At 70.9% G+C, this 11,742-nt stretch carries 15 protein-coding genes; 7 read left to right on the forward strand and 8 right to left on the reverse strand.

Translation table 11 applies throughout. From position 1 onward, the window contains the following. Positions 1-107: 107 nt before the first annotated feature. Positions 108-1,496, forward strand: coding sequence for a serine hydrolase domain-containing protein (locus ACZ56B_RS18365; protein WP_468791072.1), 1,389 nt, complete (start codon positions 108-110; stop codon positions 1,494-1,496). 72 nt (positions 1,497-1,568) lie between these two features. Here the strand turns inward: ACZ56B_RS18365 and ACZ56B_RS18370 are convergent, their stop codons facing one another. Further along, complete coding sequence (locus ACZ56B_RS18370; RefSeq protein WP_468791074.1) at positions 1,569-2,021, reverse strand: GNAT family N-acetyltransferase; 453 nt, start codon at positions 2,019-2,021, stop codon at positions 1,569-1,571. A gap of 56 nt (positions 2,022-2,077) precedes the next feature. After that, a complete protein-coding gene (locus ACZ56B_RS18375; RefSeq protein WP_468791076.1) occupies positions 2,078-2,542 on the reverse strand; it encodes a MarR family winged helix-turn-helix transcriptional regulator in 465 nt (154 codons plus the stop codon). A gap of 140 nt (positions 2,543-2,682) precedes the next feature. Between ACZ56B_RS18375 and ACZ56B_RS18380 the strand changes: the two genes are divergently transcribed. Next, positions 2,683-3,891, forward strand: a complete 1,209-nt coding sequence (locus ACZ56B_RS18380) for an MFS transporter (RefSeq protein WP_468791078.1) — start codon at positions 2,683-2,685, stop codon at positions 3,889-3,891. 104 nt (positions 3,892-3,995) lie between these two features. Then, a complete protein-coding gene (locus ACZ56B_RS18385) occupies positions 3,996-4,415 on the forward strand; it encodes a GlcG/HbpS family heme-binding protein (RefSeq protein WP_468791080.1) in 420 nt (139 codons plus the stop codon). Positions 4,416-4,488: 73 nt separating this feature from the next. On the opposite strand, the gene ACZ56B_RS18390 is transcribed toward ACZ56B_RS18385, so the two are convergent. The 6 genes from ACZ56B_RS18390 to ACZ56B_RS18415 form a co-directional block, all read right to left on the reverse strand. Then, complete coding sequence (locus tag ACZ56B_RS18390) at positions 4,489-5,355, reverse strand: GNAT family N-acetyltransferase (RefSeq protein ID WP_468791082.1); 867 nt, start codon at positions 5,353-5,355, stop codon at positions 4,489-4,491. Positions 5,356-5,501: 146 nt separating this feature from the next. Continuing rightward, positions 5,502-5,984, reverse strand: a complete 483-nt coding sequence (locus ACZ56B_RS18395) for an NUDIX domain-containing protein (RefSeq protein WP_468791084.1) — start codon at positions 5,982-5,984, stop codon at positions 5,502-5,504. Positions 5,985-6,071: 87 nt separating this feature from the next. After that, positions 6,072-6,974, reverse strand: a complete 903-nt coding sequence (locus ACZ56B_RS18400; protein ID WP_468791086.1) for a LysR family transcriptional regulator — start codon at positions 6,972-6,974, stop codon at positions 6,072-6,074. 226 nt (positions 6,975-7,200) lie between these two features. Continuing rightward, positions 7,201-8,373 carry a cystathionine gamma-lyase gene (locus ACZ56B_RS18405; RefSeq protein WP_468791088.1) on the reverse strand — a complete coding sequence of 391 codons (1,173 nt, stop codon included), beginning with the start codon at positions 8,371-8,373 and terminating at the stop codon, positions 7,201-7,203. Continuing rightward, positions 8,370-8,861 (reverse strand): low molecular weight protein-tyrosine-phosphatase, encoded by a 492-nt coding sequence (locus tag ACZ56B_RS18410; protein WP_468791090.1) that lies wholly within the window; start codon positions 8,859-8,861, stop codon positions 8,370-8,372. The genes ACZ56B_RS18405 and ACZ56B_RS18410 overlap by 4 nt, the downstream gene beginning before the upstream one ends. Continuing rightward, complete coding sequence (locus ACZ56B_RS18415) at positions 8,858-9,244, reverse strand: phage holin family protein (RefSeq protein WP_468791092.1); 387 nt, start codon at positions 9,242-9,244, stop codon at positions 8,858-8,860. Before ACZ56B_RS18415 ends, ACZ56B_RS18410 begins: the two co-directional genes overlap by 4 nt. Positions 9,245-9,305: 61 nt before the next feature. Here ACZ56B_RS18415 and ACZ56B_RS18420 point away from each other — a divergent pair, with 61 nt between their 5' ends. The 4 genes from ACZ56B_RS18420 (at position 9,306) to ACZ56B_RS18435 (ending at position 11,545) form a co-directional block, all read left to right on the forward strand. Continuing rightward, positions 9,306-9,623 (forward strand): cupin domain-containing protein, encoded by a 318-nt coding sequence (locus ACZ56B_RS18420; RefSeq protein ID WP_468791094.1) that lies wholly within the window; start codon positions 9,306-9,308, stop codon positions 9,621-9,623. 148 nt (positions 9,624-9,771) lie between these two features. Continuing rightward, positions 9,772-9,984, forward strand: a complete 213-nt coding sequence (locus ACZ56B_RS18425; protein WP_468791096.1) for a DUF5326 family protein — start codon at positions 9,772-9,774, stop codon at positions 9,982-9,984. Between the two features lie 314 nt (positions 9,985-10,298). Further along, a complete protein-coding gene (locus ACZ56B_RS18430; RefSeq protein ID WP_468791126.1) occupies positions 10,299-11,012 on the forward strand; it encodes a helix-turn-helix domain-containing protein in 714 nt (237 codons plus the stop codon). A 98-nt stretch (positions 11,013-11,110) separates the two neighbouring features. Next, positions 11,111-11,545: an SsgA family sporulation/cell division regulator gene (locus ACZ56B_RS18435; RefSeq protein ID WP_468791098.1), complete on the forward strand. Its 435-nt coding sequence runs from the start codon at positions 11,111-11,113 to the stop codon at positions 11,543-11,545. Positions 11,546-11,742: the final 197 nt, after the last annotated feature.

Below are 11,742 nucleotides of genomic sequence, written 5' to 3' on the forward strand. Positions count from 1 at the left end.
GTCGTGCCGTTCCCCCCGCCCGGACCGGACCGGGAGCATCCCGAGCGCGACGGTCCCGTCACCTCCCGGCAAGCACCGGGAGCCGACGTTCCTGATGAACTGAGGGCATGACGACACCTCAGGAAGAACTGCTGCCGGGAACGGGACGTGCGTTGCTGCACCGGATCGCCGTCGCCCAGGCGGAAGGGCGTGCGCCGTCGCTCGTCGCGGCCGTGGCGCGGGGCGGGGAGACCGTGTGGACGGGGGCGCGGTCATCGGCGGAGGGGCACGTCCCGGACGGGAACGTCCAGTACCGGATCGGCTCGATCACCAAGACCTTCACCGCTGTGCTGATCCTCCGGCTCCGCGACGAGGGGGTGCTCGACCTCGGCGACCCCTTGGCGGAGCACCTGCCGGGGACGGGTGCGGGCGGGGCCACCATCGCCGACCTGCTCGCACACAGCGGTGGGCTGGCCGCCGAGACCCCCGGCCCCTGGTGGGAACGGACCCCCGGCGCTCTGCGGCCCGACCTCGCGGACGTGCTGGGCGAGCGGCCCTTCGTGCACCCCGTCGGGAGGCGTTTCCACTACTCGAACCCCGGATACGCGTTGCTCGGCGCGCTGGTCGAGAGGGTGCGCGGTGCCTCGTGGGAGGAAGTGCTTCGGCGCGAGGTGCTCGAACCCCTGGGGCTGCGCCGTACGAGCGCGCGTCCCGAGGCGCCGTACGCGGAGGGCTGGGCGGTGCACCCGTGGGCCGATGTGCTGCTGCCCGAGCCGGTGGAGGACCTCGGGCGAATGGCGCCCGCCGGCCAACTGTGGTCGACCGCAGATGACTTGGCGCGTTTCGCGGCCTTCCTGGTGGGCGGTGACGATCGGGTGCTGAGCGCCGAGTCGCTGCGGGAGATGAGAACGCCGGCGGCACCGATGGAGACGGCGGACGTGGCGGGCGGCTACGCGTACTGCCTGGGTCTGGAGATCCGCCACCAGGAAGGGCGGACTCTCGTCGGACACACCGGGTCGCTGCCGGGCTTTCTCGCCTGTCTGACGATCAGCGCGGTGGACGATGTCGCCGCGGTGGTCCTGGCCAACTGCACCTCGGGACCGGCACCGTTCACGGTCGCCGCCGATCTCGTCCGGATCGTCGCGGAGGCGGAGCCCCGGGTCCCCGCGCCCTGGCAGCCGCTGCGGGAAGTCGAACCGGCGGTGCTGGAGTGGGTGGGGCAGTGGTACTGGGGCACCCAGGCCTTCGCGCTGCGGTTGTCGGCCGGTGATGTCGTCTCGCTGGAGCCGCTGTCCGGCATCGGCCGGCGTTCACGCTTCCGCCCGAACGGGGACGGCACCTGGACGGGGTTGGAGGGGTACTACGCCGGAGAACTCCTGAAGCCCGTACGACGACCGGATGGATCGGTGAGCCACCTCGACCTCGGGTCGTTCGTGTTCACACGTCAGCCGTACGACGAGAGGGCTCCCGTTCCGGGGGGAGTGGACCCGGAGGGATGGCGGGGGACCACCCGATGACCCCCGGCGGTCCGGGCCCCGTGGGGAGCCTTGTTTCACGTGGAACAGGGCTCCCTCACACTGGTTCGTCTGTCACAACTGCAACTTGAAGCCTACGTGTGAGGCCGTGAAGCCGAGCCGTTCATAGAAGCGGTGGGCGTCGGTTCTGGTGTTGTCGGAGGTCAACTGGACCAGGTGACAACCGTGGTGGCGGGAGGTGTCGATCGCCCACTCGATGAGCCGGGTCCCCAGACCGCTGCCGCGCTCGTCGGCGTGGACGCGGACCCCCTCGATGATCGACCTGGTGGCACCACGGCGGGACAGGCCCGGAACGACGGTGAGCTGGAGCGTGCCGACGACGCGGTCACCGCGGACGGCGACGACCAGATGCTGGTTCGGATCCGTGCTGAGGCGTTCCAGCGCGGACAGGTACGGACCGAGATCATCCGGTGACTCGCGCTGCGCGCCCAAGGGGTCGTCCGCGAGCATGCCGACGATCGCGGGGACGTCGGCGGCCACTGCGGCACGTATGTCGAGATCTCCCATGGCGGCCACCCTACGCAGGCACGGCCGGGGCGGGTGACCGCTTCCGGCCCGCCCGGCTAGGCGGGCACCGGCGCCTTCAGCGTCTCCACCGCCCTGACCAGCGGGGCCAGCTCGGGGTTTTCCGCCGCCTCGTCGAGGGCCTCGCGCAGGGCGGTGTCATTGGTCGGCCGTGCCTCCTCCAGGAGCGCGAGCCCGGCCTCCGTCACGTTGGTGTAAATGCCGCGCCGGTCGGTGGGGCACAGATAACGCTCCAGCAGGCCGCGGTCCTCGAGCCGCGTGACCAGCCGGGTGGTCGCGCTCTGGCTGAGCACGACCGCGTCGGCGACCTGCTTCATCTGCAGATGGCCTCCCTCGCCGTCGTGCTGCCGGCTCAGCACGTCGAGCAGGGAGTACTCCCGCACGCTCAGACCGTGCCCGGTCTGGAGGGCACGCTCGATGTGCGCCTCGATCCTTCCGTGCAGCAGGGAGAGGGCGCACCAGCCCTGGGCGAGGGCAGTGAGTGCGGGATCCGTGGCTGTCATGGCGTTTCCTCCGTCCAGGAGCTGCTGACACCAGGGTAGAGCAAGAGCGCAATATACGGCGTTTGCAAATATCCAGCGCGTGCAACTATTGTGAGGTCACCTAAAGCGCTCCTGCAATCATTTGGAAGGTCGACTCCCCCATGCCTCTCGCGCTTCTGGCCCTCGCGATCGGGGCCTTCGGGATCGGAACGACGGAATTCGTGATCATGGGCTTGCTGCCCGAGGTCGCGGGTGACTTCGGTGTCTCCATCCCCATGGCCGGCTACCTGGTGACCGGCTACGCGCTGGGCGTCGTGTTCGGCGCACCACTGATGACCGTGCTCGGCACCAAGGTCTCCCGCAAGCGCATGCTGATGCTGCTCATGGGCCTGTTCATCGCCGGAAACCTGCTCTCGGCGCTGGCTCCGGCCTTCGGCGTCATGCTGATCGGACGGGTGGTCGCCTCACTGGCCCACGGCGCCTTCTTCGGCATCGGCTCGGTGGTCGCGGCCGACCTGGTCGCCCCGGACAAGAAGGCCGGAGCCATCGCGATGATGTTCACCGGGCTGACCGTCGCCAATGTCATCGGCGTCCCGCTGGGCACGCTCGTCGGGCAGTCCATCGGCTGGCGCGTCACCTTCGGCATCGTCGCCGCTCTCGGTCTCGTCGGCCTGGTCGGCATCGCCCGGCTCGTGCCCGACATGCCCAAGCCCGAGGGCGTGCGGCTGCGCCACGAACTGGCCGCCTTCAAGAACGTCCAGGTCCTGCTCGCCATGGCGATGACCGTCCTCGGGTTCGGCGGCGTCTTCGCGGCCATCACGTACATCGCGCCGATGATGACCCACGTGGCCGGCTTCGCCGACGGTTCCGTCACCTGGCTGCTGGTCCTCTTCGGCCTCGGCATGGTCGGCGGCAACCTCATCGGCGGCAGGTACGCCGACCGCGCCCTGATGCCGATGCTGTACGTCTCCCTGGGCGCCCTCGCCGTCGTCCTCGCGCTCTTCACCCTGACCGCGCACCACAAGATCGTCGCGGCCGTCACCATCGCCCTGATCGGTGCCCTGGGCTTCGCCACGGTTCCGCCGCTGCAGAAGCGCGTTCTCGACCAGGCGCACGGCGCCCCCACCCTGGCCTCGGCCGTGAACATCGGTGCCTTCAATCTCGGCAACGCGCTGTCCGCCTGGCTCGGCGGCCTCGTGATCGCCGCGGGCCTCGGCTACACCGCGCCCAACTGGGTCGGCGCCCTCCTTGCCGCCAGCGCCCTGGTACTGGCCTTCGTCTCGGCCGCCCTCGAGCGCCGCGACAGGGCCACCGGTGCCGTGTCCGCCGGCTCGGCCCCCGCAGAGCAGCGGACCGCCGTCTCCCACTGACCCGCAGGACCCGACCGGTGCGGGGCCAGGGCCGTCCCCGCACCCGCCTGCGCTCCCTTCCACCGAAGAACCGACCACACCTGTATCCCGAGGAGAACCTCTTCATGAACACGACCGCCGTCGCCCCGCTCACCATCGCGGACGCCGAGGCCCTCGTCACCGCCGCACGCCGGGCCGCCGAGGCCGCCGGTGTCACGGTCAGCGTCACCGTCCTCGACGCGGGCGGGAACCTGCTCGCGTTCCGGAGGGACGACCGCGCCGTGCTGATCTCCGGTGAGACCAGCACCCGCAAGGCGTACACCGCTCTCCAGTTGGACGCGCCCACCGCCGACCTCGTGGACGCCGTGCAGCCCGGGGGTCTCTTCCACACCCTTCCCACCGCACTCGACCGGCCGCTGCTGTTCATCGCCGGAGGTGTGCCCGTCCGGCGTGACGGACGGCTGATCGGCGCGATCGGCGTCGGCGGCGGGGCCCCGGAACAGGACCACGCCTTCGCCACGTCCGCCGTGGACAGCCTCGCCTGACGACGGGCCCCACGACACGGCGCCGGCGCCCGAGCCCGTCGGGCGCCGGCGCCGTCGTGCCGGCGGAAAGAGGTCAGCCCGCCGCGACCGTCACCGGGGCGAACCGGCGGCTCCAGTCACCGGGCAACTCCGTGATCCCGTACGTCATGACGTCGTTGAACGCGACGGACGCCAGCCCGTGCTCCTTCGCCCAGCCCAGCAGCTCTTCGTGCCGCACGTCGATGTCGGTGCGCAGCGGCCGGTCCGTGCGGGCGGCGAGGGAGGCGAGGAGTGCCTGAGCCGTCGGGGTGTCGCGGGCGATCAGCGGACCGACGACGTGGGTGTCCACGTTGGGCCAGGCGGCCGCGTACCCGATGAGCCGCCCGTCCTTCTCGGCGACCCGCAACTGGTCGGCGAAGGCGGGCAGGCGGGTGATGACGTGGGTGCGGTCGACCCCGAACGCCTCCTCGTCCAGGCGGAGGATCGCGGGGAGGTCCTCGGCGGTCGCGGCACGGGTGGCGACCGCCTGCTGTGCTCCCGCGGGGAGGAAGCGGCCCCGCAGCATCTCCGCCCGGCCGGTGACCTTGAAACCCAGCTCCTCGTAGAGAGGACGGCCGTAAGGGGTCGCGTACAGAGTGAGCGGCGTGGTGCCCATCGACGAGATCACATGACGCATCAGCCGACGTCCCACGCCCTGACGGGCATGCCGCTCGGCGACCAGAACCATGCCGATGGCGCCCAGGGCGGGACGCTCCTGTGGCCCGTACTCGGTGATGACACAGGAGGTCACCAGGCCGCCCGCGGGGTCGTCGATGCCGTACCCCTTTCCGGCCGAGAGCAGGAGTCCCCATTTGTGCTCCTCCCGCGGCCACCCCCGGTCCTCGGACAAGTCGACGCAGGCGGTGAGGTCGCGGAGGGTCAGACGGCGGATGGGCAGAGAGGCAAGAGATGACGTCGGCACGCAGGTCAGGCTGTCCGACCGGCGGTGCTGACGTCCACCCGTTTCCGGAGGCGCGGCCCGCTTTCGGCCATGCCCCGGCCGCTCCTTTGGGGGAAGGTCCCTGCGGGAAGCCCGCGAGCTGGTGCGTGCCGGTGGGCGGTCGGACGTCAGCCGAGGTCGGGGGCGTGCATCGCGCGTACACCCTCGATGTTGCCGTCGAGGTAGTGCCGCAGCGAGAGCGGTACGAGATGGACCGAGGCGATACCGACGCGGGTGAACGGCACGCGGACGATCTCGTACTCGCCGGAGGGTTCGTCGACCTCCGGTCCGTGCCGGAGGGACGGGTCCATGGACTCCAGGCGGCACACGAAGAAGTGCTGCACTTTCACACCGGTGGCACCACCGTCCTCACCGATGTGCTCCACGGTGTCGACGAAACAGGGCACCACATCGGTGATCTTGGCGCCGAGCTCCTCGTACACCTCGCGGTGCAGGGCGTCGACGACCGTCGGGTCCTCCGGCTCGACTCCACCGCCGGGGGTGACCCAGTAGGGATCCATGCCGGGTTTGGTGCGCTTGATCAGGATCAGATGGTCGCCGTCCAGCAGAACGGCGCGAGCGGTGCGCTTGACCACGGGTCGGACGGTCATGGGGGAAATGTGGCCCGGCTGGTTCCACGTGAAACATCGCACGACGTCACCAGCCGGATACCCGGGCCGGGGCGACCGTCCGGCGGGTCAGCACCAGGTGGTGGCCGCCTGCTGCAACCGCTCGTGGGCACGGGCGATGTGCGGCATGGCCAGCGTGCCGGTGCGGACGGCCAGGAAGTACGTGCGCAGCGGGGGCACTGCCGGCTCGTGCAGAGTGATCACGTCTCCCCGCTCGAGTGCCGCCGCGCACAGATAGCGGGGCAGCACCGCCAGCCCCGCGCCCGCTGCGGCGCAGGCCAGCACCGCGCGCAGGTCCGGGACGATCACGGTCCCCGGGCCGGCCGGGCGGGAGTCGAACACGGAGGCCCAGTAGCGGGAGACGAACGGCAGCGACTCGTGCACCTCGATCACCGGGACCTGCTCCAGGGCGGACGCACCGGTGCGGTGGAGTGGGCCGGGGCCGATCCGCCCGGCCCAGCGCGGAGCGGCGATCAGCACGTGCTCCTCGTCGCAGAGCGCGGTCGCCGAGAGCAGGGCGCCGCGCGGCCGGACCGTGCTGATGGCCAGATCGTGATGCCCGGCGGCCAGCCCTTCCAGGGCTTCCTCGGCGGTACCGAAGGAGGCGCGCAGAGCGAAGCCCTGACCGTCGTCGGCCGCCTCCATGAGGACGGGCAACGCCCGCTCGGCGGTGAACTCCGGGGGGCCGGCCAGATGGAGGGTGCGTAAGGAGGAGTCCTCCTCGATGCCGGCCTCCGCTATCTCCACGAGGGCGTCGAGATGCGGTGCCGCCTTGTGGGCGAGTTCGTCCCCGATGGACGTCGGTGTCACACCGCGTGCCTGACGCAGGAACAGCGGCCGTCCCAGCTGCCGCTCCAGTGTCCGTATCTGGGAGGTGACGGCCGGCTGGGAGAGGCCGAGCAGGGCGGCGGCACGAGTGAAGGAACCGGCCCGGTGCACGGTCACGAAGGTCCGCAGCAAGGCCAGGTCCACCGTGTGCCCTCCCTTTGTCAGCCCCGCCGCCGACCCGGACAGAACCAACTATAAATAAGTCGATAGGTCGCTGCCGCTCCTGTGATTGGACACTGACACCGAGTCAACTAGCCTGGGTCGCGCGGTTCTTCGCGCGCAGAACCGGGGACGGTCCGAGCCACGAGGGGGGAGGCTCGGACCGTCCGTCGCGGTGAGCGGGGTGCCGGGCGACCCGGCCCGCGGGCGGTCAGACGGCGGATTTGTCCAGGGCGCGCAGCACGTCCGCCACCAGGTCCTCGGGATCCTCGGCGCCCACGGAGAAGCGGACGAAACCCTCCGGCACCGCGTCCCCGCCCCACCGGCCGCGCCGCTCCGCGGTCGAGCGCACACCACCGAAGCTCGTCGCGTCGTCCACGAGCCGCAGCCTGTCGAGAAAGCGGTCGGCACGCTCGCGGGTGGGCAGCGTGAAGGACACCACGCACCCGTAGCGCCGCATCTGCTGCGAGGCGATCTCGTGCGAGGGATCGTCCGGCAGCCCCGGATAGCGGAGCCCCGTCACCTCGGGCCGCTCGCCCAGCGCCCGGGCGAGCACCAGGGCGGTGGCGTTCTGCCGGTCGACGCGCAGCTGGAGCGTGGCGATGGAACGGTGCGCCAGCCAGGCCTCCATGGGCCCGGGAACGGCACCGACGATCTTGCGCCAACGGCGGACGGCGGCCATGGCCGCGGCATCACGGCCGGTGACGTACCCCAGGAGGACGTCTCCGTGCCCGGTGAGCTGCTTGGTGCCGCTGGCCACCGCGAAGTCGGCGCCGAGCTCCAGCGGACGCTGGCCGAGCGGTGTCGCGAGGGTGTTGTCGACGGCGACCACGGCACCCTGGGCGTGTGCCGCCTCGACGAGCCGTCGTACGTCGCACACGTCCAGCCCGGGATTCGACGGGGTCTCGAGCCACAGCAGCTTCGCGCCGTCGAGGACCTCGAGCTGGGCGTCACCGCCCGTCGGTGCGGTGCGCACCTCGATGCCGTACGTCTCCAGCTGGGTACGGACCAGGGGGAGCGCCTGGTACCCGTCGCTCGGCAGGACGGCGGTGTCCCCGGCGCGGAGCTGGGAGAAGAGCACCGAGGAGATCGCGGCCATGCCCGAGGCGAACACCAGGGCCTCGACACCGTCCTGCCCGGGCGCCTCCAGCTCGGCGACGGCCCGCTCCAGCAGCGTCCAGGTCGGGTTCTCGTCCCGGCCGTAGGTGTACGGGCCGGTGGGGTCGCCCGGCAGGTGGAAGTGGGCGGCGAACACGGGCCCGGGCAGGGTCGGCTCGTGCTTGACCGGCTCGGGCAGCCCGGCCCGCACCGCGCGGGTGCCGTCGCCGGGGGAGGAGCCGGGTGCGGTGGTCCCGGGACCGCCTTCTGTTGCCGAATCGTTCATGCCGCTCGTCCTTCCACCTGTTCGCGCACGGCGGCGAGCAGACCGGTGCTCGCCGCCTCCACCATGTGAAGACACTCGTCGAAGCCGTCCGCTTCCCCGTAGTAGGGGTCCGGTACGTCGAGATCGTCACCGGCGGCGGGATCGTAGGAACGCAGCAGGCGCACCTTGTCCGCGTCCCGTTCCGTGGGGGCCGCGCGGCGCAGCTCCCCGAGGTGGCCGGAATCGAGCGCGATGACGAGATCGAGGCGGGCGAACCAGGCCGGGTCGAACTGCCGGGCCGTGTGGCCGGTGTCGTAACCGTTCGCCCGGAGGACGGCCACCGTGCGGGGATCGGCGGCTTCCCCCTCGTGCCAGCCGCCGGTGCCGGCGCTGTCGACCTCGACCAGGCCGTCCAGGCCGGCCTCGGCCACGCGCGCCCGGAAGACGGATTCGGCCATCGGTGAGCGGCAGATGTTGCCGGTGCAGACGAAACAGACGCGGTAGGTCATCGCACGCGGTCCCCGTCGGGCAGGACGACGTTGAGCGCCCAGGAGACGACCGAGACGATCAGGCCGCCGAGCACGGCCGTCCAGAAGCCCTCGACGTGGAAGCTCAGGTCCAGCACACCGGCGAGCCAGGAGGTGAGCAGCAGCATCAACGCGTTCACCACCAGGGTGAACAGGCCCAGCGTCAGGATGAGCAGGGGCAGGCTCAGAAGCCTCACCACCGGCTTGACCAGGACGTTCACCAGGCCGAAGATCAATGCGACCAGAAGCAGGGTGCCGATCTCCTTGCCCGTGTCGTCACCCGTGAGGGTGATCTTGTCGAGCAGCCACACCGCGACCGCCAGGGCGCCCGCGTTGGCGATCGTCTTGACTAGGAAATTCTTCATGTGTCTGATCGTGGCAGACGGGATCGGACACGAGCAGTGAGCCAAGGGGCGGGACGAGACGATGAAGGCATTCCGGCTGGACGAACTGGAGGCGGAACGCGCCGCCAACGACGGGGCGTACCTCCAGTTCCTGCGGGAGCGGAACATGTCGGTCGGCCTCTACGCACTGAACGCGGGGGAACAGGATCCGCAGCAGCCGCACCAGCAGGACGAGGTGTACTTCGTCGTCAGCGGCCGGGCGGCGATCACCGTCGGCACGGAGACCACCCAGGTGGCGCGCGGCAGCGTGGTGTACGTACCGGCCGGTGTGGCGCACAAGTTCCACCACATCAGCGAGGACCTGCGGGTTCTGGTGGTGTTCTCCCCCCCGGAGAGCTGAGCGGCGGCCTCGGGGTTCCCTAGGGGACGGGTCAGGGGACGACAAGGGGTCCGGGGCCCCCGCCGGGCCGGGCCCGGCCCTAGCATCGGGTGCAGGACATCATCGACACGCCCCGGTACTCGGCGGGCGGAGAGGCAAGGACGAGGCGATGCGGGAGATTTTCGCGGGACTGCCGTGGTGGGTGAAGTGGATCGCGGTGCCGGTCATCGCCCTGGTGGTGTTCGGCGGGCTGATAGCGAGTGTGGTCGGCTTCGTGATCGGACTGCTCTTCAAGCTGCTGGTCTTCGTGGCTCTGGTCGGCGGACTGATCTACGTCGTCCGGAAGTTCATGTCGAGTTCCTCGTCGCGCGGCGACTGGTGAGCCCAGGGGGACCGGTGGTCCGGTAACAGGAATCACCGGTTCCCTCGGGCGGGCGAAGTTTTCCCGGCGGGCCGTCTGCGTGCGGTCACAGCCGGTTAGAGTCCGGAACTCGACGCGGGGACGATCCCCGCGAGCGGCGACCCCCACCCGTGTTCCCCCGCACGGGCTGCCCCCTCGCGTTTCGGGAGTGACCCTTGGCCACGACTGGCACGGCCCCTGCCCACCTGACCGCTTCCGTTCTCCCACAGCCCCACGCGCCGACGTCCTCCCCACCGGTGCCCACCACCACGCTCATCGGTTCCGTGCAGCGGGCCATGCGCCTGCTGGAGACCGTCGCCGGGCGCCCGTACGGTGCCCCCGCCAAGCAACTGGCCCGTGAGACGGGGCTGGCGCTTCCCACCACGTACCACCTGCTGCGCACCCTCGTGCACGAGGGTTATCTGCGCCGCGACAAGGGGCTGTTCTTCCTCGGTGAGGCGACCGAGCGGCTGACCGGCAGCGGAGCACAGCAGAAACGTCGCAGCACGATCGTCGACCTGCTGACCCGCTGGCGTGACGCGATCGGCGTGCCCCTGTACTGCGCCGTGTACCGCGAGGGCGAGATCGACGTCGTGTGCGTCTCCGACAGCCCCGTCCACCCCGCGGTGCCGGAGTGGGCCGACTTCCGCGAGACCGGCCACGCACACGCGGTCGGGCAGTGCCTGCTCTCCCAGCTCGACGAGGAGGCCCGCCGCGACCACCTCGACCGCTACCCCGTGTGGTCCGTCACGCCGTACACCGTGCGCGACGAGCAGGGCCTCCTGAGGCGCCTGGAGCGGGTGCGGCGCATGGAGCCGGTGATCGAACGGCAGGAGTACGCCCTGGGAACGGTCTGCGCCGCGATCCCGGTCACCGTCGGCACCACGGCCGCGACGGTGGCCCTCTCCCTGCCCGCACACCAGGCCGACCGGCTGCTCCCCGCGGCACGCGGACTGCAGGCCGAGATGGGGCGCCGGGTGGGGGCATTGACGCTCTCTATCAGTATCTGAAGAATCACTCCTTGTGATCTGCTGTGTACGTTCAGCAAGATTCCATCAGGTGTCAGGGTCCATGCCCGGCCAGTCCGCGGCGAATGACGGGGTAGGCGATGCGCGAATCCGTACAGGCAGAGGTCATGATGAGCTTTCTCGTGTCGGAGGAGCTGTCCTTCCGCATCCCGGTGGAGCTGCGTTATGACACCTGCGATCCCTATGCCGTGCGGCTGACCTTCCACCTGCCCGGAGACGCTCCCGTGACCTGGGCGTTCGGCAGGGAGCTGCTGGTCGACGGCGTCGGCCGACCGTGCGGCGAGGGCGACGTACGCGTCTCACCGGTCGACCCCGAGACGCTGGGCGAGGTGCTGATCCGGCTTCAGGTCGGCAGTGACCAGGCCCTGTTCCGTTCGTCGACCGCGCCGCTCGTGGCCTTCCTCGACCGCACCGACAAACTGGTGCCGCTGGGCCAGGAGGGGGCGCTCGCCGACTTCGACGCCCACCTCGACGACGCGCTCGACCGGATCCTGGCGGAGCAGGGCGCCGGGTGAAGCGTTACGCCGGTCGGGTGGTGGCGGGCGGGACGCTCCACCGTGTTCCACCCCGCTCCGCAGGAACGCTTCCCCGCGCTTCGCGGGAGCGGTGCCCCGGGGGGGGGGGGAGGGGGGGGGGGGGGGGGGGGGGGGGGGGGGGGGGGGGGGGGGGGGGGGGGTCTTTCTTCCCCCCCTTGTGGGGGGGGGGGGGAGGG

This window comes from Streptomyces sp. NPDC034670 (assembly GCF_055574875.1).

Excerpts from the sequence above, each read along its gene's own strand:
- ACZ56B_RS18365 (WP_468791072.1), top strand. The coding sequence starts at position 108 with ATGACGACACCTCAGGAAGAACTGCTGCCGGGAACGGGACGTGCGTTG.
- ACZ56B_RS18370 (WP_468791074.1), bottom strand. The coding sequence starts at position 2,021 with ATGGGAGATCTCGACATACGTGCCGCAGTGGCCGCCGACGTCCCCGCG.
- ACZ56B_RS18375 (WP_468791076.1), bottom strand. The coding sequence starts at position 2,542 with ATGACAGCCACGGATCCCGCACTCACTGCCCTCGCCCAGGGCTGGTGC.
- ACZ56B_RS18380 (WP_468791078.1), top strand. The coding sequence starts at position 2,683 with ATGCCTCTCGCGCTTCTGGCCCTCGCGATCGGGGCCTTCGGGATCGGA.
- ACZ56B_RS18385 (WP_468791080.1), top strand. The coding sequence starts at position 3,996 with ATGAACACGACCGCCGTCGCCCCGCTCACCATCGCGGACGCCGAGGCC.
- ACZ56B_RS18395 (WP_468791084.1), bottom strand. The coding sequence starts at position 5,984 with ATGACCGTCCGACCCGTGGTCAAGCGCACCGCTCGCGCCGTTCTGCTG.
- ACZ56B_RS18405 (WP_468791088.1), bottom strand. The coding sequence starts at position 8,373 with ATGAACGATTCGGCAACAGAAGGCGGTCCCGGGACCACCGCACCCGGC.
- ACZ56B_RS18410 (WP_468791090.1), bottom strand. The coding sequence starts at position 8,861 with ATGACCTACCGCGTCTGTTTCGTCTGCACCGGCAACATCTGCCGCTCA.
- ACZ56B_RS18415 (WP_468791092.1), bottom strand. The coding sequence starts at position 9,244 with ATGAAGAATTTCCTAGTCAAGACGATCGCCAACGCGGGCGCCCTGGCG.
- ACZ56B_RS18420 (WP_468791094.1), top strand. The coding sequence starts at position 9,306 with ATGAAGGCATTCCGGCTGGACGAACTGGAGGCGGAACGCGCCGCCAAC.
- ACZ56B_RS18425 (WP_468791096.1), top strand. The coding sequence starts at position 9,772 with ATGCGGGAGATTTTCGCGGGACTGCCGTGGTGGGTGAAGTGGATCGCG.
- ACZ56B_RS18430 (WP_468791126.1), top strand. The coding sequence starts at position 10,299 with ATGCGCCTGCTGGAGACCGTCGCCGGGCGCCCGTACGGTGCCCCCGCC.
- ACZ56B_RS18435 (WP_468791098.1), top strand. The coding sequence starts at position 11,111 with ATGCGCGAATCCGTACAGGCAGAGGTCATGATGAGCTTTCTCGTGTCG.